The organism is Variovorax sp. CCNWLW225, from assembly GCF_037204045.1.
In the GTDB taxonomy this organism is placed as follows: domain Bacteria; phylum Pseudomonadota; class Gammaproteobacteria; order Burkholderiales; family Burkholderiaceae_C; genus Variovorax.
In genome coordinates, this window is record NZ_JBBCBV010000002.1 from 67,103 (window position 1) to 88,840 (window position 21,738).

The 21,738-nt window shown below is 65.4% G+C and carries 26 protein-coding genes; 10 read left to right on the forward strand and 16 right to left on the reverse strand.

The genetic code is table 11. The features are described from left to right. Positions 1-69 precede the first annotated feature (69 nt). Complete coding sequence (locus tag V9L20_RS04980) at positions 70-441, forward strand: response regulator (protein ID WP_337295735.1); 372 nt, start codon at positions 70-72, stop codon at positions 439-441. 9 nt (positions 442-450) lie between these two features. Here the strand turns inward: V9L20_RS04980 and V9L20_RS04985 are convergent, their stop codons facing one another. The 3 genes from V9L20_RS04985 to V9L20_RS04995 form a co-directional block, all read right to left on the reverse strand. After that, a complete protein-coding gene (locus V9L20_RS04985; RefSeq protein ID WP_337295736.1) occupies positions 451-855 on the reverse strand; it encodes a hypothetical protein in 405 nt (134 codons plus the stop codon). A gap of 182 nt (positions 856-1,037) precedes the next feature. Next, complete coding sequence (locus V9L20_RS04990; RefSeq protein ID WP_337295737.1) at positions 1,038-1,535, reverse strand: hypothetical protein; 498 nt, start codon at positions 1,533-1,535, stop codon at positions 1,038-1,040. A 31-nt stretch (positions 1,536-1,566) separates the two neighbouring features. After that, positions 1,567-2,142, reverse strand: a complete 576-nt coding sequence (locus V9L20_RS04995; protein ID WP_337295738.1) for a flavodoxin family protein — start codon at positions 2,140-2,142, stop codon at positions 1,567-1,569. 312 nt (positions 2,143-2,454) lie between these two features. Here V9L20_RS04995 and V9L20_RS05000 point away from each other — a divergent pair, with 312 nt between their 5' ends. After that, a complete protein-coding gene (locus V9L20_RS05000) occupies positions 2,455-2,988 on the forward strand; it encodes a hypothetical protein (RefSeq protein ID WP_337295739.1) in 534 nt (177 codons plus the stop codon). Between the two features lie 16 nt (positions 2,989-3,004). Then, entirely contained in the window at positions 3,005-3,631 is a 627-nt protein-coding gene (locus V9L20_RS05005) for an isochorismatase family cysteine hydrolase (RefSeq protein WP_337295740.1), read from the forward strand. Between the two features lie 18 nt (positions 3,632-3,649). Here V9L20_RS05005 and V9L20_RS05010 read toward each other — a convergent pair whose 3' ends face one another. Then, a complete protein-coding gene (locus tag V9L20_RS05010; RefSeq protein ID WP_337295741.1) occupies positions 3,650-4,348 on the reverse strand; it encodes a response regulator transcription factor in 699 nt (232 codons plus the stop codon). A 359-nt stretch (positions 4,349-4,707) separates the two neighbouring features. On the opposite strand from V9L20_RS05010, the gene V9L20_RS05015 reads away from it, so the two are divergent. Then, positions 4,708-6,111 carry a dihydrolipoyl dehydrogenase family protein gene (locus V9L20_RS05015; RefSeq protein ID WP_337295742.1) on the forward strand — a complete coding sequence of 468 codons (1,404 nt, stop codon included), beginning with the start codon at positions 4,708-4,710 and terminating at the stop codon, positions 6,109-6,111. 58 nt (positions 6,112-6,169) lie between these two features. Here V9L20_RS05015 and V9L20_RS05020 read toward each other — a convergent pair whose 3' ends face one another. Then, positions 6,170-6,847, reverse strand: a complete 678-nt coding sequence (locus V9L20_RS05020; protein ID WP_258506197.1) for a type 1 glutamine amidotransferase domain-containing protein — start codon at positions 6,845-6,847, stop codon at positions 6,170-6,172. 220 nt (positions 6,848-7,067) lie between these two features. Between V9L20_RS05020 and msrB the strand changes: the two genes are divergently transcribed. Both msrB and msrA read left to right on the forward strand, forming a co-directional pair. Further along, the gene (gene msrB, locus V9L20_RS05025) at positions 7,068-7,517 is read left to right on the forward strand and encodes a peptide-methionine (R)-S-oxide reductase MsrB (protein ID WP_337295743.1); all 450 of its coding nucleotides are present in this window, start codon (positions 7,068-7,070) and stop codon (positions 7,515-7,517) included. Continuing rightward, a complete protein-coding gene (gene msrA, locus V9L20_RS05030; protein WP_337295744.1) occupies positions 7,514-8,026 on the forward strand; it encodes a peptide-methionine (S)-S-oxide reductase MsrA in 513 nt (170 codons plus the stop codon). The genes msrB and msrA overlap by 4 nt, the downstream gene beginning before the upstream one ends. Before the next feature lie 22 nt (positions 8,027-8,048). Here the strand turns inward: msrA and V9L20_RS05035 are convergent, their stop codons facing one another. From V9L20_RS05035 to V9L20_RS05055, 5 genes are all read right to left on the reverse strand, one after another. After that, positions 8,049-8,741: a response regulator transcription factor gene (locus tag V9L20_RS05035; protein ID WP_337295745.1), complete on the reverse strand. Its 693-nt coding sequence runs from the start codon at positions 8,739-8,741 to the stop codon at positions 8,049-8,051. A 120-nt stretch (positions 8,742-8,861) separates the two neighbouring features. Further along, positions 8,862-9,113, reverse strand: coding sequence for a cupin domain-containing protein (locus tag V9L20_RS05040; RefSeq protein WP_337295746.1), 252 nt, complete (start codon positions 9,111-9,113; stop codon positions 8,862-8,864). Positions 9,114-9,339: 226 nt separating this feature from the next. Beyond that, positions 9,340-9,879, reverse strand: coding sequence for a cupin domain-containing protein (locus tag V9L20_RS05045; RefSeq protein WP_337295747.1), 540 nt, complete (start codon positions 9,877-9,879; stop codon positions 9,340-9,342). Positions 9,880-9,926: 47 nt separating this feature from the next. After that, positions 9,927-10,985 (reverse strand): alpha/beta fold hydrolase, encoded by a 1,059-nt coding sequence (locus tag V9L20_RS05050; RefSeq protein ID WP_337295748.1) that lies wholly within the window; start codon positions 10,983-10,985, stop codon positions 9,927-9,929. A gap of 104 nt (positions 10,986-11,089) precedes the next feature. Then, complete coding sequence (locus V9L20_RS05055; protein WP_337295749.1) at positions 11,090-11,503, reverse strand: hypothetical protein; 414 nt, start codon at positions 11,501-11,503, stop codon at positions 11,090-11,092. 309 nt (positions 11,504-11,812) lie between these two features. Here V9L20_RS05055 and V9L20_RS05060 point away from each other — a divergent pair, with 309 nt between their 5' ends. After that, complete coding sequence (locus tag V9L20_RS05060; RefSeq protein WP_337295750.1) at positions 11,813-12,769, forward strand: enoyl-CoA hydratase/isomerase family protein; 957 nt, start codon at positions 11,813-11,815, stop codon at positions 12,767-12,769. Positions 12,770-12,778: 9 nt separating this feature from the next. Here V9L20_RS05060 and V9L20_RS05065 read toward each other — a convergent pair whose 3' ends face one another. The 6 genes from V9L20_RS05065 to V9L20_RS05090 are packed head-to-tail and all read right to left on the reverse strand — an operon-like array spanning position 12,779 to position 17,814. Beyond that, positions 12,779-13,492 carry an SDR family NAD(P)-dependent oxidoreductase gene (locus V9L20_RS05065; protein ID WP_337295751.1) on the reverse strand — a complete coding sequence of 238 codons (714 nt, stop codon included), beginning with the start codon at positions 13,490-13,492 and terminating at the stop codon, positions 12,779-12,781. Positions 13,493-13,529: 37 nt separating this feature from the next. Next, on the reverse strand, positions 13,530-15,731 hold the full coding sequence (locus V9L20_RS05070; protein WP_337295752.1) for a xanthine dehydrogenase family protein molybdopterin-binding subunit: 2,202 nt from the start codon (positions 15,729-15,731) through the stop codon (positions 13,530-13,532). Beyond that, entirely contained in the window at positions 15,728-16,198 is a 471-nt protein-coding gene (locus V9L20_RS05075) for a (2Fe-2S)-binding protein (protein ID WP_337295753.1), read from the reverse strand. Before V9L20_RS05075 ends, V9L20_RS05070 begins: the two co-directional genes overlap by 4 nt. 30 nt (positions 16,199-16,228) lie before the next feature. Further along, on the reverse strand, positions 16,229-17,074 hold the full coding sequence (locus V9L20_RS05080; protein ID WP_337295754.1) for an enoyl-CoA hydratase/isomerase family protein: 846 nt from the start codon (positions 17,072-17,074) through the stop codon (positions 16,229-16,231). Then, on the reverse strand, positions 17,071-17,283 hold the full coding sequence (locus V9L20_RS05085) for a hypothetical protein (RefSeq protein ID WP_337295755.1): 213 nt from the start codon (positions 17,281-17,283) through the stop codon (positions 17,071-17,073). The genes V9L20_RS05080 and V9L20_RS05085 overlap by 4 nt, the downstream gene beginning before the upstream one ends. Before the next feature lie 30 nt (positions 17,284-17,313). Beyond that, positions 17,314-17,814, reverse strand: coding sequence for a VOC family protein (locus tag V9L20_RS05090; RefSeq protein WP_337295756.1), 501 nt, complete (start codon positions 17,812-17,814; stop codon positions 17,314-17,316). A gap of 220 nt (positions 17,815-18,034) precedes the next feature. Between V9L20_RS05090 and V9L20_RS05095 the strand changes: the two genes are divergently transcribed. From V9L20_RS05095 to V9L20_RS05105, 3 genes are read left to right on the forward strand one after another with little or no spacing between them, the layout of a single operon-like run. Beyond that, entirely contained in the window at positions 18,035-19,381 is a 1,347-nt protein-coding gene (locus V9L20_RS05095) for an epoxide hydrolase family protein (protein WP_443098545.1), read from the forward strand. 29 nt (positions 19,382-19,410) lie between these two features. Next, positions 19,411-20,493, forward strand: coding sequence for a thioredoxin family protein (locus V9L20_RS05100; protein WP_443098546.1), 1,083 nt, complete (start codon positions 19,411-19,413; stop codon positions 20,491-20,493). 18 nt (positions 20,494-20,511) lie between these two features. Continuing rightward, positions 20,512-21,735: a YbfB/YjiJ family MFS transporter gene (locus V9L20_RS05105; RefSeq protein WP_337295758.1), complete on the forward strand. Its 1,224-nt coding sequence runs from the start codon at positions 20,512-20,514 to the stop codon at positions 21,733-21,735. Positions 21,736-21,738 lie beyond the last annotated feature (3 nt).

Consider the following 21,738-nt stretch of genomic DNA (forward strand, 5'->3'; position numbering starts at 1 on the left):
GCTCCAAGACAACGCACGTGGATGATTTGTCACCTGCGCAAGATCAATGGAAGCCGCGAGGACGCCCAAATGCCTGCTCAACTGGTGGTCTCGGTAGTCGACGATGACGAGTCGGTTCGAGAATCGTTGCCGCCGCTCCTGGAAGCTCTCGGCTTTGTCGCTCGCGCCTTCACCTCCGCCGAGGCGTTCCTCGCGTCGGATGCCATCGCAAGAACGAGCTGCCTGATCCTGGACATCACCATGCCCGGCATGTCCGGCGTGGAGCTTTACCGCGAACTGAAAGTGCGCGGATGCAACATCCCGGTGATCTTCATCACCGCCCGCGGGAACGGGCCGCTCCGGCAGGGCCTGCTCGAGGAAGGCGCGGTCGAATGCCTGGACAAACCGTTCGACGACACCGCCTTGCTGCAGGCCCTGAAGAAGGCGCTGGCCGGAGGGTGAAGCAGCAGCCTACTTGCCGCCGTAGTTGTCGTTGAACGACGGCAGCTCACCGCTCTTGTTCTCGCGCGCAACCTCCGCACGGCTCGCCTTGCGGCCGGCCGAACGCTCGGCGCGCGAAAGCTTGGCGCTGGGCTCGGGCCTGGGGTCTCCCTCGCCGGGCATGAAGGTGTGCGCGGCTTCCACACCGGCCGGTTTGCGTGCCTGGCGAGCCGCGGCGCGCTCGGCCTTGCTGACCTTGGCACGCGGATCGGGCTTTGGATCTCCTTCGCCGGGCATGAAGTGATGCGAGGCGTCAACGCCTTCCGCCTTGCGTTCGGCACGGGTGGCCGTGCTGTCGGAAGAGGCTTGGGCGTAAGCGTTGGAAGCTAGGACTTGCGCGCCGGCGAGGGCAAATGTCGAAAGAATCAATCGCATTTCAAACTCCTTGGGTTCACAAAAGGCCACGCACGCAGATGCGTGCATGAACGAAGAGGGGACTCGGATGCGCGCCGTATGGCGCGTGAGGTCATGAAATCAGAAAACCGCTGCGAGACCTATTGGACGAAGGTGTCGCAGACACCTTGGTATGAGTCGCCCGACAGCAGGAATGCGCCGGGTCAGCTGCGCACCAGGTATCGCTCGCCCCGCGCGGCGTCGAGCACCGCAAGCGCATCGCGCGCCACCACGACCAGCGGCGTGGCGTCAGAGAGCCACGCATTCGGCGTGGCAAACCAGAGGCAGGCTTCCCAGTCGCTCAGCGTGGGAACCAGCTCGTGGACCACCGCATTCACTGGTGGGCGGAGCTTCATGGTTCGAAGGTCGAACTGGAACAGCGGCAGTACCGTATGCCCTTGCCACGGAAAGCTCAGCACGTCGCGGTCGACGATCCAGTGCGCCAGCTGCGAGATCGGTTGTTCCGTGTGCTGCAACAGCAGGCTGACGACCTCGTCGGAACTCACGATGCCACCGCTCGCACGAAAGGCTCGCTCCATTTGCCGGTATTGCAACACCTCTACGCTATGCAGCAGCGCGGGCGCACTGGTTCGCGCAGGCGGCTGCGGCATCGTGAACGGAATGGGAAGATAGCTCGAAGAACGTATTTCGTAGTCACGCATGATGGGCTCCTGCTTGGCTTGTCCTGCCGTGTCAATCGACATTTGCCGCCGGACGCAGCCGCGCCAGCGTTGCGGCCACGCGCTGGCCGAAGCGGCGTGCGGTTTCCAGGTCGCCAGGCGCCATTTCGTCGACAGATGCATCCGACGGGGTGGTGGTCGCAAGGCCCATGAAAGACGCGACATAGTTGATGTCGTCCCGCTTCGCGGCCTTGGTGGTGCTCGGCAGCATGCCCATGCCGACCCACACCATGCCGTGCTGCTGCGCCATGGTGAACAGCGCGTACAGCGTCGAGGCCTTGTCTCCGTTCATGCCGGCCGAGTTGGTGAAGGCGGCGGCGAGCTTGTCCTTCCAGCCCATGGCGCCCCAGACCTTCGACGACTCGTCGATGAACTTCTTGAACTGCCAGCTCACGCTGCCGATGTAGGTCGGCGTGCCGAACACGATGGCATCGGCCGCGGCAAGCTGCTCCCAGCCGCCAGCCGGAAGGTTGCCGGCCTCGTCGACCCGCAGCAGCTGGGCGCCCGAGGCGGTCGCCACGGTTTCCGCAATTCGCTGCGTATGGCCGAAGCCGCTGAAGTAGACGATGACGATGCTTTGCTTTGACATGAGGGTTCCTTGGTGGGTGTGGGATTGGGGTGGATTACGGTCAGCGTCCTGAAGGCCCCGGAGGCCGCAATCGAAGCGCGGCGGTCTCTCCTTGACGAGAGCCAAGTTTTGACAACCGTGGGCTTCACGCCAACTTGCTTTCGCCCGATGAGTGCGTAGGTCCGATGGCGGAGCACTTGCGGCGGACATCGGTCTTCGGACCGAGCCGCGGGTACGGCGGCAGCGTGATGCCGCGCACGCTGCGGCTGCCTACGCTTCGATGAATCGCCTCGCACTGTCCGCGAGGCGAATCAACCCTGAAGGAGTAGTTACATGGACGACAACACCCTGGTCAAGTCGAGCTTCTCGGCCATCATCAATGCGCCGATCGAGAAGGTGGATATCACCGACTGGTGCTTCACGCTGCCCGAGTTCGAATACCAGCAGGCCTCGCCGGCACACAACGCCTGCGGCACCACCGCGACGCCCGACGGGCGCCGCATGTCGATCAACGTCGAGATACTGGGCGGCAGCGTGATGGTGCAGCACTACGTCGAAGAGATCGGAAAGCCCGATCACCTGCGGCTCGTGTCCAAGTCGGACATCTTCACGCCGACAGGCCGCACCAAGGTGGGTGTGATCTGGGACCTGAGCGTCAAGAAGATCGACGCCCACAGCTGCGAGTTCACGAACACGGTCCACAGTTCGTTCACGCCCGAGCTGCTGGAAATGATTGCGCAGCAGGGCATTCCGCGCGACGTGTTCCAGGCCAACCGCCGGCCCATCTCGGAAGCCCACAACCGCCAAGAGACGCCTTGCTTTGCCAAGAGCATCGAGCGCCACGCCCTGAGCCGAATGGCCACCTGAGCGAGCGCGCAAGACCATGGACACCATTACCTATGACAAGGCGCTGACCGGCCTCCTGCTGATCGATCCGTACAACGACTTCATCTCCGAGGGCGGCAAGATATGGGACCGCGTGAAGGGCGTTGCCGAGGCGAACCGTTGCATTCCCAACATGCTGCAGGTGCTCGAAGCGGCACGGAAGACGGGGCTCAAGGTCTTCTATGCAATGCACCACCGGTATCGGCCCGGCGACTTCGAAACCTGGAAGTACATCGCGCCCATCCAGCGTGCGGCATGGCGGCGCAGAAGCTTCGAGTTTGGAACCTGGGGCGGCGAGATCCGCAAGGAATTCACGCCTCTGCCAGGGGAGATCGTCGCCCAGGAGCATTGGTGCTCCAGCGGCTTTGCCAATACCGACCTGGAGCTGCAGCTGAACAAGCACGGCATTCACCAGCTCATCGTCGTCGGCATGGTTGCCCACACCTGCGTCGAGGCCACGGTGCGCTATGCGGCCGAGATCGGCTACGAGGTGACGGTTGTGAGGGATGCAACCGCCAGCTACACGGAAGAGCAGATGCACGCCGCGCTGGAGGTCAACATGCCCAACTATGCAAGTGCCATCGTCACGACCGAGCAGATCGTCGCGGCCATCTCCGCGCTCTAGCAGGGCGGGCGCATCGCATCAAGCCAGCGGCATGCCTGCTCGAAGCCGGCCGCGGCGCGACGGGCTGCCATCGCGCGGTGGTGCAACGCCGAGCCTGGCGGCCATGTGCACCAGGTCCGGCAAGGATTCGGCTCCCATCTTGCGCATGACGCTGCCCCGATGCGCCTTGACCGTGATCTCGCTGATGCCAAGCTCGTCGCCGACCTGCTTGTTCAGCAGCCCGCTCACGACCAGCGTCATCACTTCAACTTCGCGGCGGCTGAGCGAGACGTACCGGCTGCGCAACTCGCCCATCTTCGCCTCCTGGTCGAGCGCCGCTTCGCTGCGTTCGAGCGCGCTCTGGATGGCGCCGAGCAGCGCTTCATCGCTCAACGGCTTGGTGAGGAACTCCACGGCGCCGGCCTTCATGGCTTGCACGGTCATCGGCACGTCGCCGTAGCCGGTAATGAAGATGATCGGCAGGTCGGCGTGCTCCAGGGCCATGCGCTTTTGCAGGTCGAGGCCGCTCAGGTCCGGAAGGCTCACGTCCAGCACCAGGCAACTTGGTGCGGCCTCGCGCGGGTGCGCGAGAAACTGGTGCGCACTCTCGAAGGTGACGGTCTGCCATCCGGCAAAGCGGATCAGCGCTTCGAGCGATTCGCGCACCGAGATGTCGTCGTCGACGACAAAGACGACGGGCGCCGGCTTCGGCGCTACCGGCAATGCCTTCTGATTCATCGAAACACTCAAGGATGTCATCTTTCCTCCGTTGCCCGTGTGTTCCACGCGCATGCGCGGGCAGCCGGGAGGGATTTTCCAACTTCCGGCAAACCCGTGGCGGTTCGCAGCGATTTGTGAACGCGGCGGGCCGGAATCACACCATGTCGAGGTGCCGGTTGCCATTAGACGATGGTATTAGTGCGGTACGTGTGACAGGGCGACACCATCGTTCAATCGACCTGGTGCGGCCCTTCTGATGTGATGGCCATGTGCACGGCATCGACGCGCGCGTCACCATGCACGAACGCACTCCGCTCCCTGGGAGCCGGAGCGGATTGGCAGGCGCCGCCCACGGGCGGCTGATGGAGGTATCGAGAATGGCTCAGGAGTTCGACGTTGTGTGCCTCGGTGGCGGTGTTGCCGGCGAGGCGATTGCCGCGGGCCTTCAAGGCAGCGGCCTCACGCTCGCGGTGGTCGAGCGGGAGCTGGTCGGCGGCGAGTGCCCCTACTGGGGATGCGTGCCTTCCAAGACGCTCCTGCGCTCGGGTGAAACCTTGAGCGAGGCCGACCGCGCGCGCCGTCTTGCGGCGTCCCGCGTCGATTGGCTCACGGACGTGCCCAAGATTCGCGATCGCGTGCTCTGGATGGCGCGCAACCTCGACGACAGCCGGCCCGCTGCCGCGCTCGAGGCCACCGGCGCCACGCTGATCCGTGGAGAGGGCCGCCTCGCGGACCCGCGAACCGTGAGCATCGGAGACGAGCAATTGGTTGCGCGCCGCGCGGTGGTCATCGCCAATGGCAGTACCGCGGCGGTGCCGCTCATTCCCGGGCTGGATACGGTCGAGTATTGGACCAGCAGGCAGGCGGCAATCCTTACCGATCTGCCGGCTTCGATGGCCGTGCTCGGTGCGGGGCCCGTCGGCATCGAGCTGGGGCAGGCCTATGCCCGGCTTGGCTGCAGCGTGACGCTGATCGAGGCGGGCCCCCAGTTTCTCGGCGCTGAAGAGCCGGAGGCAGGGCAGGCGCTCAGGCGGCACCTGGAGGCGGACGGCATCCGGCTGATGGTCGGCGACCCCTGCGTGGCCGTCGAGCGCAGGGCGCACGGGTTGCCTGGGCAACCTTCGCCGCCGGACTCGGCCGTGGTCGTGCACCTGAAGTCGGGAGCCCTGGTCTGCGCCGACCGGCTGCTGGTGGCCACGGGCCGCCGGCCCAACACCGCAGGCTGGCGCGGGGCTGGGCTTGCGCAAACGCAGCGGGGCTGGTTGAAGGTGGACCCGGCCACGCTCGAGGCGCAGCCCGGCGTCTACGGCGCCGGCGACGTGACGGGGCTGGGCGGCTTCACGCACCTGGCTTACTACCACGGCCAGATCGTGGCGCGCCGGCTGCGGGGCATCGATGCGCGGGCGGATCACACGGCCGTTCCGCGCGTGACCTTCACCGATCCGGAGGTGGCTTCGGTCGGGCTTTCAGAGGCCGCGGCGCGTGCCCAGGGCATCGACGTGATCGTGGCCCGGGCCGACCCGGCCGAGACCGCAAGAGGCTACATCCACGACTTTCATGGGGGCGCGCTGAAGCTGGTCGGCGATCGCGCGCGGGGAGTGCTGATCGGCGCGACATGGGTCAGCCCGCGCGCCGGCGAAGGGCTGGGAGAGCTTGTGCTGGCCATCAAGCAGGGCGTTCCGCTGGACGTGCTCGCCGATGTCATTCGTCCTTTTCCGGCCTTCAACCGCGTGCTTGGCGAGAGCCTGGGGGAGCTGGCGGCTAAGCTCCGGCGGGATTGAAGAAAGACGCGCAACCGCCGGAGCTCTGAAAAACCAGATTGCCCCGGCGGCCCTTGGCTTACGCCAGCAGCTTGCGCAACGCCTGCGCAGCAGTGGTCGACGAAGCGGGGTTCTGGCCGGTGACCAGCAGGCCATCGGTAATGGCAAAGGGCGCCCAGTTGCCCAGCTTCTCGTAGCGGCCGCCGAGCCGCTTGAGTTCGTCCTCGACGAGGAACGGCACCACCTTGGTCAGCTGCACTTCCTCTTCCTCGGTGTTGGTGAACCCCGTCACACGCTTGCCCTTGACCAGCGGCTGCCCCTGGTATTTCACGTGGCGCAGCACGCCCGGCGCATGGCACACCGCGGCAACAGGCTTGCCAGCGTTGTAGAACGATTCGATCAGCGCAATCGAAACCGGGTCTTCGGCCAGGTCCCACATCGGGCCGTGGCCGCCCGAGTAGAAGACGGTGTCGAAGTCCGACGCCTTCATGTCCGAAAGCTTGACAGTGCTGGCCAGCACGGCCTGCGCGGCCTTGTCGCCCTTGAAGCGCGTCATCGAGTCGGTCTGGTTGCCGGGTTCGTCGCTCTTGGGGTCGATGGGCGGTTGCCCGCCCTTCGGCGAGGCCACGGTAATCTGTTCGCCCGCGTCCAGAAACACGTAGTAGGGCGCAGTGAATTCCTCGAGCCAGAAGCCGGTCGGACGGCCGGTGTTGCCGAGCGTGTTGTGCGAAGTAAGGACCATCAGGATCTTGCTCATGCGATATACCTCAATGAGTTTGGAAATGAAGCTGTGGGCGTCGCCGGGAGCGGGCACCGAAGACCAGTCTATTTTTGGCAGCGGCGCCGCGAATCCCGAAGAAGTCACATGCCCGGATCCGCCGAAGGACACACGGGCTTGCAGGGCTTGTCATTCGCGCGAAGATCCCAAGATCATTGAGTCCCGCTCACCTTTGGTGAGCCTTCATTGGAGAACCCGAATGCCCGACTACCGCAAGACGCCTGAAGCCGTTGCCGCGCTGTCACCGGAGCAATTCCGCGTGACGCAGCAAAGTGCAACCGAACGACCCGGAACCGGCGAGTACCTGGAGAACAAGGAACCCGGGATCTACGTCGACATCGTTTCGGGCGAGCCCTTGTTCGCCTCGTCGGACAAATACGACTCGGGCTGCGGATGGCCCAGTTTCACCAAGCCCATCGAGCCTGCGCACGTGAACGAGTTGCGCGACACCACGCACGGAATGGTGCGCACCGAGGTTCGCTCGGCGCACGGCGACAGCCACCTGGGCCATGTTTTTCCAGACGGCCCCAGGGACAGGGGCGGCCTGCGCTACTGCATCAACTCGGCATCGCTGCGCTTCATTCATCGCAACGACATGGCCGCGCAGGGCTATGGCGATTACCTCAATCAAGTGGAGGACATCAAGTGAACAACGAACGCGCAATCCTCGCAGGCGGCTGCTTCTGGGGCATGCAAGACCTGATCCGCCGATATGAAGGCGTTGTTTCAACACGCGTGGGCTATACGGGCGGCGACGTTCCGAATGCCACTTACCGCAACCATGGCACGCATGCGGAAGCCATCGAGATCGTTTTCGATCCCGCGAAGATCAGCTACCGCAAGCTGCTCGAGTTCTTCTTCCAGATCCACGACCCGACCACGCTCAACCGCCAGGGCAACGACATGGGGCTCAGCTACCGGTCGGCCATTTTCTTCACCAGCGAAGAACAAAAGCGCATCGCCGAAGACACGATTGCCGATGTGAACGCATCGGGCATCTGGCCCGGCAAGGTAGTGACCGAGGTTGCGGCGGCCGGGCCTTTCTGGGAGGCGGAGCCAGAGCACCAGGACTACCTGGAGCGCATTCCCAACGGGTACACCTGCCACTTTGTGAGACCCGACTGGAAGCTTCCGGTGCGCGCCGGCGCAGCGCAGTAGCGTGGGGTAGTGCGCGCGGCGCTCAGGCGAACTGCGCGCTTGCCTGGGCGGCGTGCAGGCGCTGCGGCATGAAGACCGGCTGAACAGGCCGGGCTTCTGCCACCAGCCCGCGCGACACCGCAATGCTGGCGGCCTGCGTGCGCGAAATGGCACCCAGCTTGGTCATGATCGCGCGCACATGCGACTTCACCGTTCCCAGCTCGATGGCAAGCTGCCTCGCAATCGCCTTGTTCGGCTGCCCGGCCGCGACCAGCCGCAGCACCTCGCTCTCGCGCAGCGTGAGCGTTTCACCCGCCAGGCTCTCGGCGATGCGCTCAGCCACGATCGGGCACAGGCATCTTGCGCCGTTGCCCACTTTCCTGATGCCTTCGATCAGTTCGTCCAGCGTGCCGCCGAGCAGCAGGTAGCCGTGCACCCCCGCCTGAATGGCGCGCCGGATGTCTCCCTCGCGGTCGTTGGCGGTCAAGGCCAGGATGCGCGCGGCGGCAAGCCTGCGGTCCGCCTTGCGCGAATCCGGGTCGGCAAGGCGGATCGCGTTGTCGTAGTCCGCAATCACCACATCGATCGGCGGCCCCATCGGCGACGGGTCATCGACGTCGTGCACTGAAATGCCGGGACCCGCATGCTGGTGCAGTGCCGCGATCAGGCCGGCGCGAACGATGGGATCAGGGTGCCTGACCAGGACGTTCAATTGACGAGTTGGGCTGTAGTTCATCGAATTCTCCGGTGAGTGGACATCTGGCGCGAAGCGTCGGCCGCGTGTGTGGATCGACATCACACCAGACCATGCACAAGGGGTCGATTGGACGATGGTGTTGGCGAACCTAAAGAACGTTCAGGCGTCGGCGTCGCGCGGATCGTCGCGCGCATCCAGGTAGTGCAGGCCCAAGGGGCCCATGGCAGTGACCTGGGTGACGTACTCCCCAGACTTCGCCCAATGAAAGTGCGGTGTGTTGCCGGGCAGAACGACCACGGCGCCGGGCGGATAGGCCATCAGCTTCTCGGCATCGAAGCGTTCCCCGAGGCCGATGTAGAAGACACCGGAGATGACGGTGTAGAGCCTGTCTTCAGGGTGCGAGTGGGGCATGAGCCTGACGCCCGACGGTACCTTGACCCTGATGAGATACGGACCTGGGCGGGCCGGCTCACCGACAACGACGGCGAGGCGGACCGATGGCGGAAACGCCGCAAACGGCCTCCAATCGATTTCTTCCGGCAACACCGATCTGAAGGCGTCTTGCCCGGGCTGGTGGCTTGGATTCACTGCGTTCTCCGACGGGGTTGTGCCTGTGCCTTGTTGGCAGCGTGAGCGGCTAGCGGGTCGCCCCGAACATCACGAAGAGCATGGTTGCGGGTTGGCTGCTGCGGTTGCGCCAGCCGTGCCGCGTTCCGTTCTGGACCACGACGTCATGCTGCCGAACGACCGTGGTCACTCCATCGTCCAGCTCCATCAGGAGCTCGCCTTCGAGCAGCACGCAATAGTCGACGGTGTCCGTGACGTGCATGCCAGGGTTCTCGCGCTCGAAGCGCTCGGCCAGTCCAGGGAATACCTTCGCAAGATCGGAGCCCAGCTCGGCTTCCGTCGCCAGCGCAGCCTCGGGCGAGGCATCGGGCGGAAAGGTGACAACCTGAATGCTGGTTCGGCCGGCCTTCGGAAGCAGCGTGGTTGCGCCGTTCACCGGGTCGCCGTCAATCACCGATGGCAGGCGTGGTGGATTCGCCGTCTGCCAGAGCAGCTCGGTGCGCAGCCCGGGCACATGCAACGCGTCGTTCGCCCAGGGAGAAACCCCGTCCGAGACGACGATGGCTCTTCCTGTCGGTGAAAGCCCGGTAACGATGCGCCTGGTTCCCATGAGGCCGGTGGCGTGTGCCTGCCTCGACCGGCTGTCTGCAGGCGAGCTCATAGGCGCACCGCATCGACGACCGCAGCCGCGAAGGCCTCGGGTGCTTCCTGAGGCAGGTTGTGCCCGATGCCGCCCTTGATAAGCCGGTGCGCGTATGGGCCGGAGAATTTCTTTGCATAGGCGGCTGGTTCAGGGTGCGGCGCGCCGTTCGCGTCGCCTTCGAGCGTGATGGTCGGCACACCAATGACGGGGGCTTTTGCCAGGCGCGCCTCGAGATCCGAATACTTCGATTCACCGTCCGCAAGCCCGAGCCGCCAACGGTAGTTGTGCACCACGATGCTCACGTGGTCCGGGTTGTCGAAAGCCTGCGCGCTGCGCTCGAAGGTTGTGGGGTCGAAGTCCCACTTCGGCGAGGCAAGCTGCCATATCAGCCTGGCAAACTCGTTCCGGTTCTGGTCGTAGCCCGCGCGGCCGCGTTCGGTGGCGAAGTAGTACTGGTACCACCATTGCAGCTCGGCCTGCGGCGGCAGCGGCATCTTGCCGGCCTCCTGGCTGCCGATCAGGTAGCCGCTCACCGACACCAGCGCGTTCACGCGCGCCGGCCACAGCGCGGCCATGATGCAGGCGGTGCGCGCACCCCAGTCGCAGCCAGCGACCGTCGCCCGCTCGATCTTCAGCGCGTCCATCAGCGCGATGATGTCCACTGCAATGGCGGCCTGCTGCCCGTTGCGCACCGCATCGGCCGAAAGGAAGCGGGTCGCGCCATAGCCGCGCAGGTACGGAACGATCACACGGTAGCCGCTCGCGGCCAGCATCGGCGCCACGTCGACGTAGGTGTGAATGTCGTACGGCCAGCCATGCAGCAGGATCACCGGGTCGCCGTTGGCGGGGCCCGCTTCGAAATACGCCACGTTCAGCACGCCGGCATCGATGCGTCTGAGCGGCTCGAGGCGCTTCTGCGGCGAGCTGCGCCGCGCGCTCGCGGCCCGGGGGAGGGCGGGCGCACCGGCAGACTGCGCCATGGCGGGCAGGCCGGTGAGGAAAGGACTGGCTGCGACGCCTAGGGCCGCGGTTTCGAGAAACGATCGGCGAGGCCGATTGAACGGAACGGACATGGGAGGCTCCTTGTGGTCAGAGGTGCGATGCGTGAGCGCGCATCTCATCGCACAGCCATGGTCCTGTCGATTGGACGATGGTGTCGCCTCCCGGCCCGGGAGCTTCAGGTCGCCGGCTGGATCTTGTCTTGCGCCGCAGCTTCGGGCTCGGCCTCAGCTTCATCCTTGGCCAGCAGGTTGGCGGCGGCCAGCGCGCTGGCGCTCGTCTGGGTAAGCAGATACTGGAGCATCGACTCCAGCGACTCGCCGGTGAGCTCGGCGGGCATCAGGACGCCCGTGCCTTGCACCTCCGTGCGGCTCACGCCGCCGTCCGAATTGCCGTCCATTCGGCTTCTGTATTCCTGCTCGCTGATGGACAGCTTGTCGTTCTCGTCCACCGCAATGCCAGGCTTGAGGATCTCGTAGAAAGACCGGTACTCCTCGGCGTTGAGCTTGCCGTTCTTGTCGACGTCGAATTTGGTGAACGCGTTGTCCAGCATTCGTGCCAGGGGATTGGTTAAGTTGTTCGTGATGGTCATGAGCTGACTCTGTGTTGTGGCGACCGGCACAGTGTGTCGGCGGCCCCTCATGGCCAATCGAGCGAACAGCGATGCGATTTCCTGCTTGATGCCGCAATGAAAGCGCTCTTGCGATGGGTGCTTGCTCTGGCTGAAGCCATACGTTCATGTACGACTTTCTCCAAGACGGCCGGTATGCATTGAGCGGGATGCCGCCCGCCCGGGCGCTTCCTATTCTTTCTGGTCGGGAAACGATGCGCCGGCAAGACGGCAGCTCGGCTCACGACGTGCACCTCGCACATCCTCACCATCGCCTGGAGATTCACCATCATGAAGTTGCACCTACTCGCCGCGGCAGTCATTGCCGCCGGCATTGCATTCACTGCGCCTGCATATTCGCAGAGCGCCGCCTCGAAGGCCTCGCAAGCCGCAAAGCCGCGGTCGGCCACCGATGCCAACGACCAGGTCCGCATCACCCGCGTGACGCCCGAATATTGGCGAGTGACTTTTCACAATCCGCCGTTCAACATCTATGGGCCGAACACGACCCCGCAGCTGAACAAGGCCGTCACCGCAATCGAAGCCGACTCGCAAGTGAAGGTGGTGGTGTTCGAAAGCGACGTGCCCAACTTCTTTCTGACGCACTATGACTTTGTGCCGCCGCTCACCGACACGACCAGCTTGCCGCCGGGGCCGACCGGCCTGCCGCAGCTGCCGGACATGCTGGTGCGGATCAGCAAGGCGCCGGTGGTTTCCATAGCACTGATCCGCGGGCGGGCGAGCGGCGTCGGCAGCGAGCTGGCGCTGGCCAGCGACATGCGGTTCGCCAGCCGCGAGAAGGCGATGCTCTCGCAGTTCGAGATTGGCGCCGGCTTTGTTCCCGGCGGCGGACCCATGGCGCGCCTGCCACGGCTGATGGGGCGCGGCCGCGCGCTGGAGGTGCTGTTGACCGGCAGCGACATTGGCGGTGAGCTTGCAGAGCGCTACGGCTACGTGAACCGTGCGCTGCCCGACGCCGAGCTGGATGCCTTCGTCGACGCGATGGCGCGGCGCATCGCGCGGTTTGACAAACAGACGATTGCCGACATCAAGGGGTTGGTCAACCTCAACAGCCTGCCGCCCAACGACCAGATCGGCGCCGAGTGGGAGGCCTTCCTGGGTTCGGTAAAGCGCCCTGCGGCGCAAAAGCGGCTGTCGGAGCTGATGGAACTGGGCCTGCAGACCAACCCCGACGTTGAAAGACGCCTGCCGGAGTACACCGGCAAGCTCGGGCAATCGCCGAAGTAGCGCCTGCGTTTACCAGTGGCCGGCGGACTGGCCGCCGTCCACATGCAGGATCTCGCCGGTCACGAAGGGCGCGTTTTCCAGGAACAGCACCGCGCCCACAACGTCGCTGATCTCGCCCATGCGGCCGACCGGGTGCAGCTTGTCCAGCGCGGCATGCATCTCCGGCGGGTTCATGGGCGTCTTGACGATGCCCGGGGCCACTGCGTTCACGCGAATGCCGCGCGCGGCGTATTCGATGGCAAGCGACTTGGTGGCGGCGTTCAGCCCGCCCTTGGTGATGGATGCGAGCACCGAGGGCACGCCGTTGATGGGCTGGTCCACCAGGCTGGTGGTGATCTGGACGATATGGCCAGACCCCTGGGACTCCATCTGCTTGACCGCGCGCTGGGTCACGTGGAAGAAGCCGCTCAGGTTGGTCGACAAATTGTTGCTCCAGTCGGCCAGGGTGAACTCGGTAAAAGGCTTGGCCGAGAAGATGCCGGCATTGTTCACCAGCGTGTCGATGCGGCCGAAGCGCTTCAGGCCCTCGCTGACGATCTTGTCGGCCGTGGCCGGGTCGGCGATGTCGCCCGCAATGTTCAGGATGTCCGGATCGGTGCCGGCGCCGATGGAACGCGAGTTGGCGACAACGCGAAAGCCCGCCTTGCGATAGGCCTTGACCAGCGCTTCGCCGATGCCTTGGGATGCGCCTGTGATCACCGCAACCTTGGAGTCGATGCTCATGATGTTTTTCCTTGAAGAAAAGTCGATGGGACCGTTGCTACGCCGTGCGCAGCTGCTCCCCGACGGGCAGCTTGCGAATCCGCTTGCCGCTGGCGGCAAAGATGGCGTTGGTCAGCGCGGGCATCACGCACGAGGTGCCGGGCTCGCCAATGCCGCCAGGCGCTTCCAGGCTTTTGACGATATGCACGTCGATCTGCGGTATTTCGTTGATGCGCAGCACACGGTAGTCGCCGAAGTTGGTCTGCTCCACGCGGCCGTTTTTGATGGTGATCTCGCCGTACAGCGCAGCCGACAGGCCGAATACGATGCCGCTTTCCATCTGCGCGCTCACCGTGTCGGGGTTGACCACAACGCCGCAGTCGACGACGCACCACGCGTGCAGCGGCTGCACCGTGCCGTCCTTGTCGGTGCTCACCTGCACGACCTGCGCGATGTAGCTGCCAAAGCCCGTGCAAAGCGCAATGCCGCGGGCCTGGCCCGCCGGCAGCGGCTTGCCCCAGTCGGCCTGCTGCGCGGCAAGCTGCAGCACGGCCTTGGCGCGCGGGTTCTTGTCGAGCAGGGCGACGCGGTACGCCAGAGGGTCTTGCTTCGCATGGGCGGCGAGTTCGTCCACGAAGCTCTCGACCGCGAAGGTTCCACGCGTCATGCCCACGCCCCGCCAGAACGCGGTCGGAACACCGGGCGGCTCCAGTGCCACCCAGTCGACATGGATGTCGCTGAATCCGTAGGGCTGGTTCGCCGATCCATCGACCGCATCCGGATCGACGCCGTTCTTGATCCACGCCGGGGAGTAGCGCGCCACGATGGATGAGCCCGCGATGCGATGCGTCCAGGCAAGCGCCTTGCCGGTCGCATCCACGCCCGCGCTCAGGCGGTCGTAGTAGTACGGGCGGTACATGTCGTGCTGAATGTCTTCCTCGCGCGTCCATAGCACCTGAACGGGCCCTTCGACTTGCTGCGCAATCTGCACCGCGCGCACGGTGCCGTCGAATTCCAGCCGCCGGCCGAAGCCGCCGCCCAGCAGGTGGTTGTGAATGCGAACCTGCTCCCGCTTCAGGCCCGTCACCTTCATGACGGCAGCCTGCGTGAGGCCCGGCACCTGCGTGCCGACCCAGATGTCGCAGCCGGCCCGCGTGATGTGCACCGTGCAGTTCATCGGCTCCATGGCCGCGTGTGCAAGAAAAGGCTGCTCGTACACCGCATCCATCCTGCGTGCGGCGCGTGCCATGACGGCGGCGGCATCGCCGTCGTGCCGGGCGGGCACGCCGGGTTTTTGCGATGCGGAGGCAAGCTGCGCCACGATGTCTGCGGTGGAAAGCTGCGCGTTAGGCCCCGCATCCCACTGCGGGTTGGCGGCCGCGAGGCCCTGCTTGGCAGCCCATGTGTGGCGGCCCACGACCGCAACCGCATCGCCGAGCCGCACCACCTGGGTCACGCCCGGCACCGCCTTGGCCTTTGCCTCGTCGAGCGAAACCAGCTTTCCGCCGAAGGTGGGCGACGCGGCGACAACGGCGAACTTCATGCCCGGCAGACGGCTGTCGATGCCGAACTTTGCGCTGCCGTCGACCTTGCCCGAAGTGTCCAGCCGCCGATGCGGCGTGCCGATCAGCTTGAAGTCGCGCGGCTCTTTGAGCGCAACGTTCTCGGGCACCGGCAGCTTCGCGGCGGCGTCGACCAGGCTGCCATAGCCCAGCCGGCGGCCGGTGGCGCCGTGCACCACCTGGCCGTTTTCGGCGTGGCAGGCCGAGGGCTCGACCTTCCAGCGAGCGGCCGCCGCCGTGACCAGCATGACGCGCGCCGTTGCACCCGCACGCCGCAGCGGAATGTAGGTGCCGCGAATGGCGGTGGAACCGCCTGTCATCTGCACGCCGATCAAAGGGTTGACGTAGATCTTGTCGTCGGGCGGCGAATGCTCGATGGCAACCTTGTCGACATCCACCTCGAGCTCTTCGGCAATCAACATCGGCACGGAGGTGTAGGTGCCTTGCCCCATCTCGATGACGGGCATGACGAACGTGACCTTGCCGGTGCGGTCGATGCGCAAGAAGGCGTTGGGCTCGAAGGCCGATTGGGTCGTGAGGGTGTCGCGTATCTCTGCGCGCGCGGGCAGGCCGAAGCCAAGCAGCAATCCTCCGCTCGCGGCGGCCATTGCGCCCAGCGCGCCAGTTGCGGTAACCGCGAGAAAGTCTCGGCGGGAGGCCGGGGCGACCGTGGAGGTGTCGATTGATCGGGTTTTCATTTCGCGCCTTCCCTGGCCGAGCCGGCGGCCTGGTGGATGGCCGCGCGAATGCGGGGATAGGTGCCGCAGCGGCAGATATTCCCGGACATGGCCGCGTCGATGTCAGAGTCGCTCGGCTTGGCGTTGGCCGCGAGCAGTGCGCAGGCCGACATGATCTGGCCTGATTGGCAGTAGCCGCATTGCGGCACGTCCGATGCAAGCCAGGCCGCCTGGATCTTCTTGCCTGCCGGCGTGGCGCCGATCGCTTCGATGGTGGTGATCTTCTTTGCCACCGCGGCCGAAGCCGGGGTGAGGCAGGAGCGCGCCGGCTGCCCGTCGATGTGGATCGTGCATGCGCCGCACAGCCCCATGCCGCAGCCGAACTTGGTGCCGGTCATGCCCAGCACGTCGCGCAGCGTCCACAGCAGCGGCATGTCCGCGGGAACATCGAGGGCGCGGTTCTTTCCGTTCACGTTGAGAGTGATCATTGGTTTTCTCCGTGGGGTTTGCGGCCTTGGTCAGGCCTGCGAAGGGGCGGCGTACTGGCCCACGTGGTGGCCCAGCCGCAGCTCGACGTCGGAAAGCGTTTGCAGTCCCTTGGCGGCCAACGCCGCCGACCTGGCCCGCGTCTCGGGCCTGGCAACCGATGCATAGAAGGCCATGAGCGCCGGCGGAAGCTCGCTGTCGGGCGGCAGGCTGGCCTGGTCGACGAAGGCCTTGGTCTCGGCAATGGCGCGCTTGTCGAAGCCGGCCAGCCGGCGTGCGAACGCATCGACGAAGGGCAGCAGTTCGTCGTCGGGCAAGGCCCGGTTCACGTAACCGTAGCGCTCGGCCAGCTCGCCGTTGAAGTCGTCCGCGCCGAGCAGCACCTCGAGTGCACGACCGCGGCCCATCAGCCGCGGCAGGCGCGCCATGGGGCCGCCGCCGGGAACCGCGCCCACGCCCACTTCGAATTGGCCAAGCACCGCCTTCTCGCGGCTGGCAAAGCGCATGTCGCAGGTGAGCGCGAATTCGCTGCCCGCGCCGCGCGCACGGCCGCGGATGCAGGCAATGGTGGCGGCAGGCACCCGGCTCAACCGCGTCAGCACGTCCAGCCAGGGGTGCATGCCCGAGCGTCCCGGCTTCATGGCCATGGTGATCGCCTTGTCGACGAACATGTCGTAGTGCGCCAGGAAGAACTCCGGGTTGGCACTGTCGAACACCACGACGCGAACCTCGGGATCGGTCTCGAGTCGCGATATCAGCGCGTCGAGCTCGACGATGGTCGGCGGCCCGATCACGTTGATGGGTGGATGGTCGAACGTGGCGGTCCAGTACGCCGGTGTGTGTTGCGTGAGCTTGATCTGCGAAGTGGCTGTGTTCATGGTCTCTCCAGGAGGGAGCGGGTGCGAAGAATCTCTTGCATGTGAAGCGCGGCGGCGGTCTTTGCCTCCTCGATCGTCTGGCCCCGTGTGCGGGCTGCCATGAAGGCTGCATACCAGTCCGACCAGTGGTGCTTGGGCGCGCTTGCTTCGTAGGTGCCGTGGTGAAGCTCCGTTTCGCGGAGCAGTGCGGTGAGGGCTGCGACGTCCATGGCGGCTACTCGCTGCTGGTGCAATGCGCGCTACACGCGGCCGGGGAGCCGCGTCGTCACTTCCTGCAGCAGCCAGCCATTGCCATCCGGGTCGGAGAACGATGCCCACGAGCAGTAAGAGCGTCGCTGCGGATCGGGGCCCGGCACGCGCGCCGCCGTTCCGGCGTGATGAAACACACCGCCCGCGTCGTGGAACACCGCACTGACCTCGACGCCCTTTGCAATCAGATGCGCACGGGCGGCTTCGATGTCGCTCACCACCAACATCAGGTCGTGCACCGATCCAGGTACCGCCGCGGTCACGTTCTTGCCGAAGATGACCGAGCAGGGCGAACCCGGCGGCGTCAGCTGTACCACCCGCAGGCCGTCGGCGTTGGCAAAGTCGGCGTCGAGCCGCCACCCCAGGTTTGCGTAGAAGCGCTTGGCGCGATCGACATCGGCCACCGGCAGCACGACAACTTCGAGCTTCATCTCGACCGCATCGCCGTTTGCACCACTGGCCGCTTTTTCATGGCTCTGAACCTTGCTCATCTTGAACTCCATGTGTTGGGGACAAAAGGGTTTTCTGAAAGGCATGACACCAGAGCGAAGGCAAGCCGTCGATTGAACGAAGGTATCGACGGCGGTGTTTGGTGCCACCGACACCTTCGTGCAATGGCCGGTCCCGAGTCGTTCTGCTTTGATCGCTGCGTGCCTCGCATGCCATTGCGCGCGCACCTCACCGAACACTCACACTGGAAGGACGATGACCATGTCTTCAGCAACCGCGCCCACCACCCGGCGCCGTTTTCTCGCGGCTTCCGCGGCCGCCGGTAGCGCCGGATTCGGCGCTCTCTCGTCTTCTTCTTCCGCGTTGGCGCAGAAGACCACCGGCGACGATCTTCAAGGGCCCGCTGCGAGCGCTTTTCCTGCGCAACGCGCGCCCACGGGCGACACTTCGGTCCGGCCGTTTCGCATCCACGTTCCCGAGGCCGTGCTGACCGACCTGCGCCGCCGCGTGCTGGCCACGCGCTGGCCCGAGCGCGAAACGGTGGACGATCTCTCGCAGGGCGTGCGGCTGGAAAAGATCAAGCCGCTCGTGCACTACTGGGGCACCCGGTACGACTGGCGCAAGATCGAGAAGCGGCTCAATGCGCTGCCGCAGTACGTGACCGAAATCGACGGGCTCGACATCCAGTTTGCGCACGTGCGCTCGCGGCACCCCAATGCCATGCCGCTCATCATGACCCACGGCTGGCCCGGCTCCGTGATGGAGATGCTGAAGGTGATCGGCCCGCTCACAGACCCGACCGCGTACGGAGGCAAGGCCGAGGACGCCTTTCACCTGGTGCTGCCTTCGATGCCGGGCTACGGCTTTTCGGGCAAGCCGAAGCGCGCTGGCTGGGGCCCCGAGCGCATTGCGCGCGCCTGGGACGTGCTGATGAAGCGCTTGGGCTACAAGCGCTATGTTTCGCAGGGGGGCGACTGGGGTTCGGTCGTCGCCGACAAGATGGCTCTTCAGGCGCCGGAGGGCTTGCTGGGGATCCACGTCAACATGCCCGCAACCATACCGCCCGACGTGGCCAAGGCCCTGAACAACGGCGAGCCCGCGCCCGCGGGCCTTTCAGAAAAGGAGAGGGCCGCCTTCGAGGCCATGGACTATCTGTACAAAAAGGGCGCGGGCTACGCCGCAATGATGGTGACGCGCCCGCAAACGCTGGGCTATGCCCTTGAGGACTCTCCGGCAGGGCTGGCCGCCTTCTTCTACGACAAGTTCACCGAATGGAGCGACAGCGGCGGCAATGCCGACAAGGCCTTTACGAAAGACGAGATGCTCGACGACATCACGCTCTACTGGGTCACGAAAACGGCAACTTCCGCGGCCCAGCTCTACTGGGAAAACAACGCCAACAACTTCAATGCGGTGAGCATTTCGCTGCCCGCGGCGGTCACGGTGTTTCCGGGTGAAATCTATCGCGCACCGCGCAGCTGGGTGGAGCGCAGCTATCACAAGCTGATCTATTTCAACGAGGTGGACAAGGGCGGCCACTTTGCCGCCTGGGAGCAGCCCGAGCTCTTCAGCGCGGAGATCCGCGCGGCGTTCAGGCCGTTGCGCTGAGCGGCACGGCCACCGACGGAGATCTCTCCATGAAGCTGCTTGCTTGCGGCATGGTGCTGGCGTCGATGATTGCCGTGACCGGCGGCGGGGTCGCGCCGCAGCCGATTGCATCGGCATGGGCTTCCTCGACTCAGGACCCATCTTCCGGGCGCGGCCTGCGTTCGCTCGACGGCGCCGAGCAATGGCTCAACTCGCCGCCGCTGACCGCGGAAAGCTTGCGCGGCAAGGTGGTGCTCATCGATTTCTGGACTTACTCGTGCATCAACTGGCGGCGCGAGTATCCCTATGTCAGGGCCTGGTTCGACAAATATAGAAGCCAGGGGCTGGTGGTCATCGGCGTGCATTCGCCCGAATTCGATTTCGAAAAAGATGCGGGCAACGTTCGCCGGGCGGTGAAAGACATCGGCGTGGGCTACCCGGTGGTGATCGACAGCGACCACCGGATCTGGCGCGCATTCGGCAACGCGTACTGGCCGGCACTCTACTTCATAGACGCCCAGGGAAAAATCAGGGCCCACCAGTTCGGCGAAGGCGACTACGCCCGCTCGGAACGAATCATCCAGCAGCTCCTGTCCGAGGCGGACTCGCCTGCGGCAAGCGCCGATCTGGTCGCGGTAAACGCTGGGGGCGCGGAGGCCGCCGCCGACTGGAAGAACCTGAAGTCGCCGGAGAACTATGTCGGGTATGCACGCATCCAGTACTTTGCTTCTCCCGGGGGCGTTGTGCCGGACAGGCGCCAGCTTTACTCCTCACCTTCGAGGCTTGCGTCCAATCGATGGGCCCTGTCCGGTGACTGGACGATCGGGCCGGAATCCGCCACCTCGCAAGCGGCGAAGGGGCGGATCGTCTACCGCTTTCAGGCGCGCGACCTGCATCTGGTGATGGGGCCGGGGCCAGCGGCTCGCGGCACGCCCGTGCGCTTTCGAGTGCGCATCGACGGCAAGCCGCCGGGTGCGTCGCGCGGCGTGGATGTGGATGAGCAGGGCTACGGAACGCTCGACTACCCACGCATGTACCAGCTGATCCGCCAGGCCGGTCCGGTTGCCGACCGGCTCTTCGAGATCGAGTTTCTCGATCCCGGTGCGGAAGCGTTTTCCTTTTCATTCGGTTGACCGCGCGCGGACATTGGAATGAACAAGGTCGCGAATACCGAACCCCGGCCGCACACGCCGGCAGTGAACGCGTGGTGGGCCACCGCGGCGGGGTTTTGCGCCAGCCTGGTGGGCATTGGCCTGGCGCGCTTCGCCTACACGCCGCTGCTGCCGGCAATCATCGGAGCGCACTGGTTCGAGCCCTCGAAGGCCGCCTACCTGGGCGCCGCCAATCTCGCGGGGTACCTGGTCGGCGCATTGCTTGCGCAGCGTGTTGCGGCAAGCACTCCGGCCGCGGCCAAGCTGCGCGCAATGATGCTGCTGGCGGCGTTGTCTTTCTTCGCCTGCGCGTATCCGCTGTCGTTCGCCTGGTTCTTTGCGTGGCGCTTTCTTTCAGGGCTGGCGGGCGGCGCACTGATGGTGCTGGCCGCGCCGACGGTGCTGCCGCACATATCGCCATCGCGCCGCGGCCTGGCGGGAGGCATCATCTTCATGGGCATTGGCGTGGGCATCGTGGCCTCGGGCACGCTCGTGCCGCTGCTGCTGCAGCGCGGCCTGCAGGACGTGTGGATCGGACTTGGCGTTGTCTCGCTGCTGCTCGCGGCCGTGTCGTGGTATGGCTGGCCGCGCGAGGCTCCGCCTTTGGCTGCGCCCGTCGCGGCGCACAAGGCGCGGCCCATGGCTCCGCTGCGCGCGCTGTATTCGGTGTATGCGGTCTATGCGCTGAACGCCGCCGGCTGGGTGCCGCACATGATCTTCCTGGTGGACTACGTGGCCCGCGGAAAGGGCTGGGGCCTGGATGTAGGCGGGCAGTACTGGGTGCTGTTCGGCATTGGTGCGACCGTGGGCCCGCTCCTTGTCGGCGCGCTGGCCGACCGCATGGGTTTTGCACCGGCGTTGCGTATTGCGCTGGTCGTCGAGACCTTCGGGGTTGTGATTCCCGCTCTTGGCCTCGGGCCGGTGTGGCTGGCGGCATCGAGCGTGATCGTCGGCGCTTTCGTCACTGGAACTGTGCCGCTGGTGCTGGGCCGGGTGCACGAGATCTTGCTGCATCACCCCGCGCAGCAAGGCGCGGCCTGGCGCAGGGCCACCGTGGCCTTTGCGCTGTGCCAGGCCGTTGCGGCCTATGCACTGTCGTTCATCTTCGACTTCAGCGGCCATGCCTACGGGCTGCTGTTTGCCATCGGCACCGCCGCAATCCTGGTCGCCCTGGCGATCGATGTGGCGGCGGGCGCCTCTCGCCGCGCCTCGGCGCAAGCCTGAGCC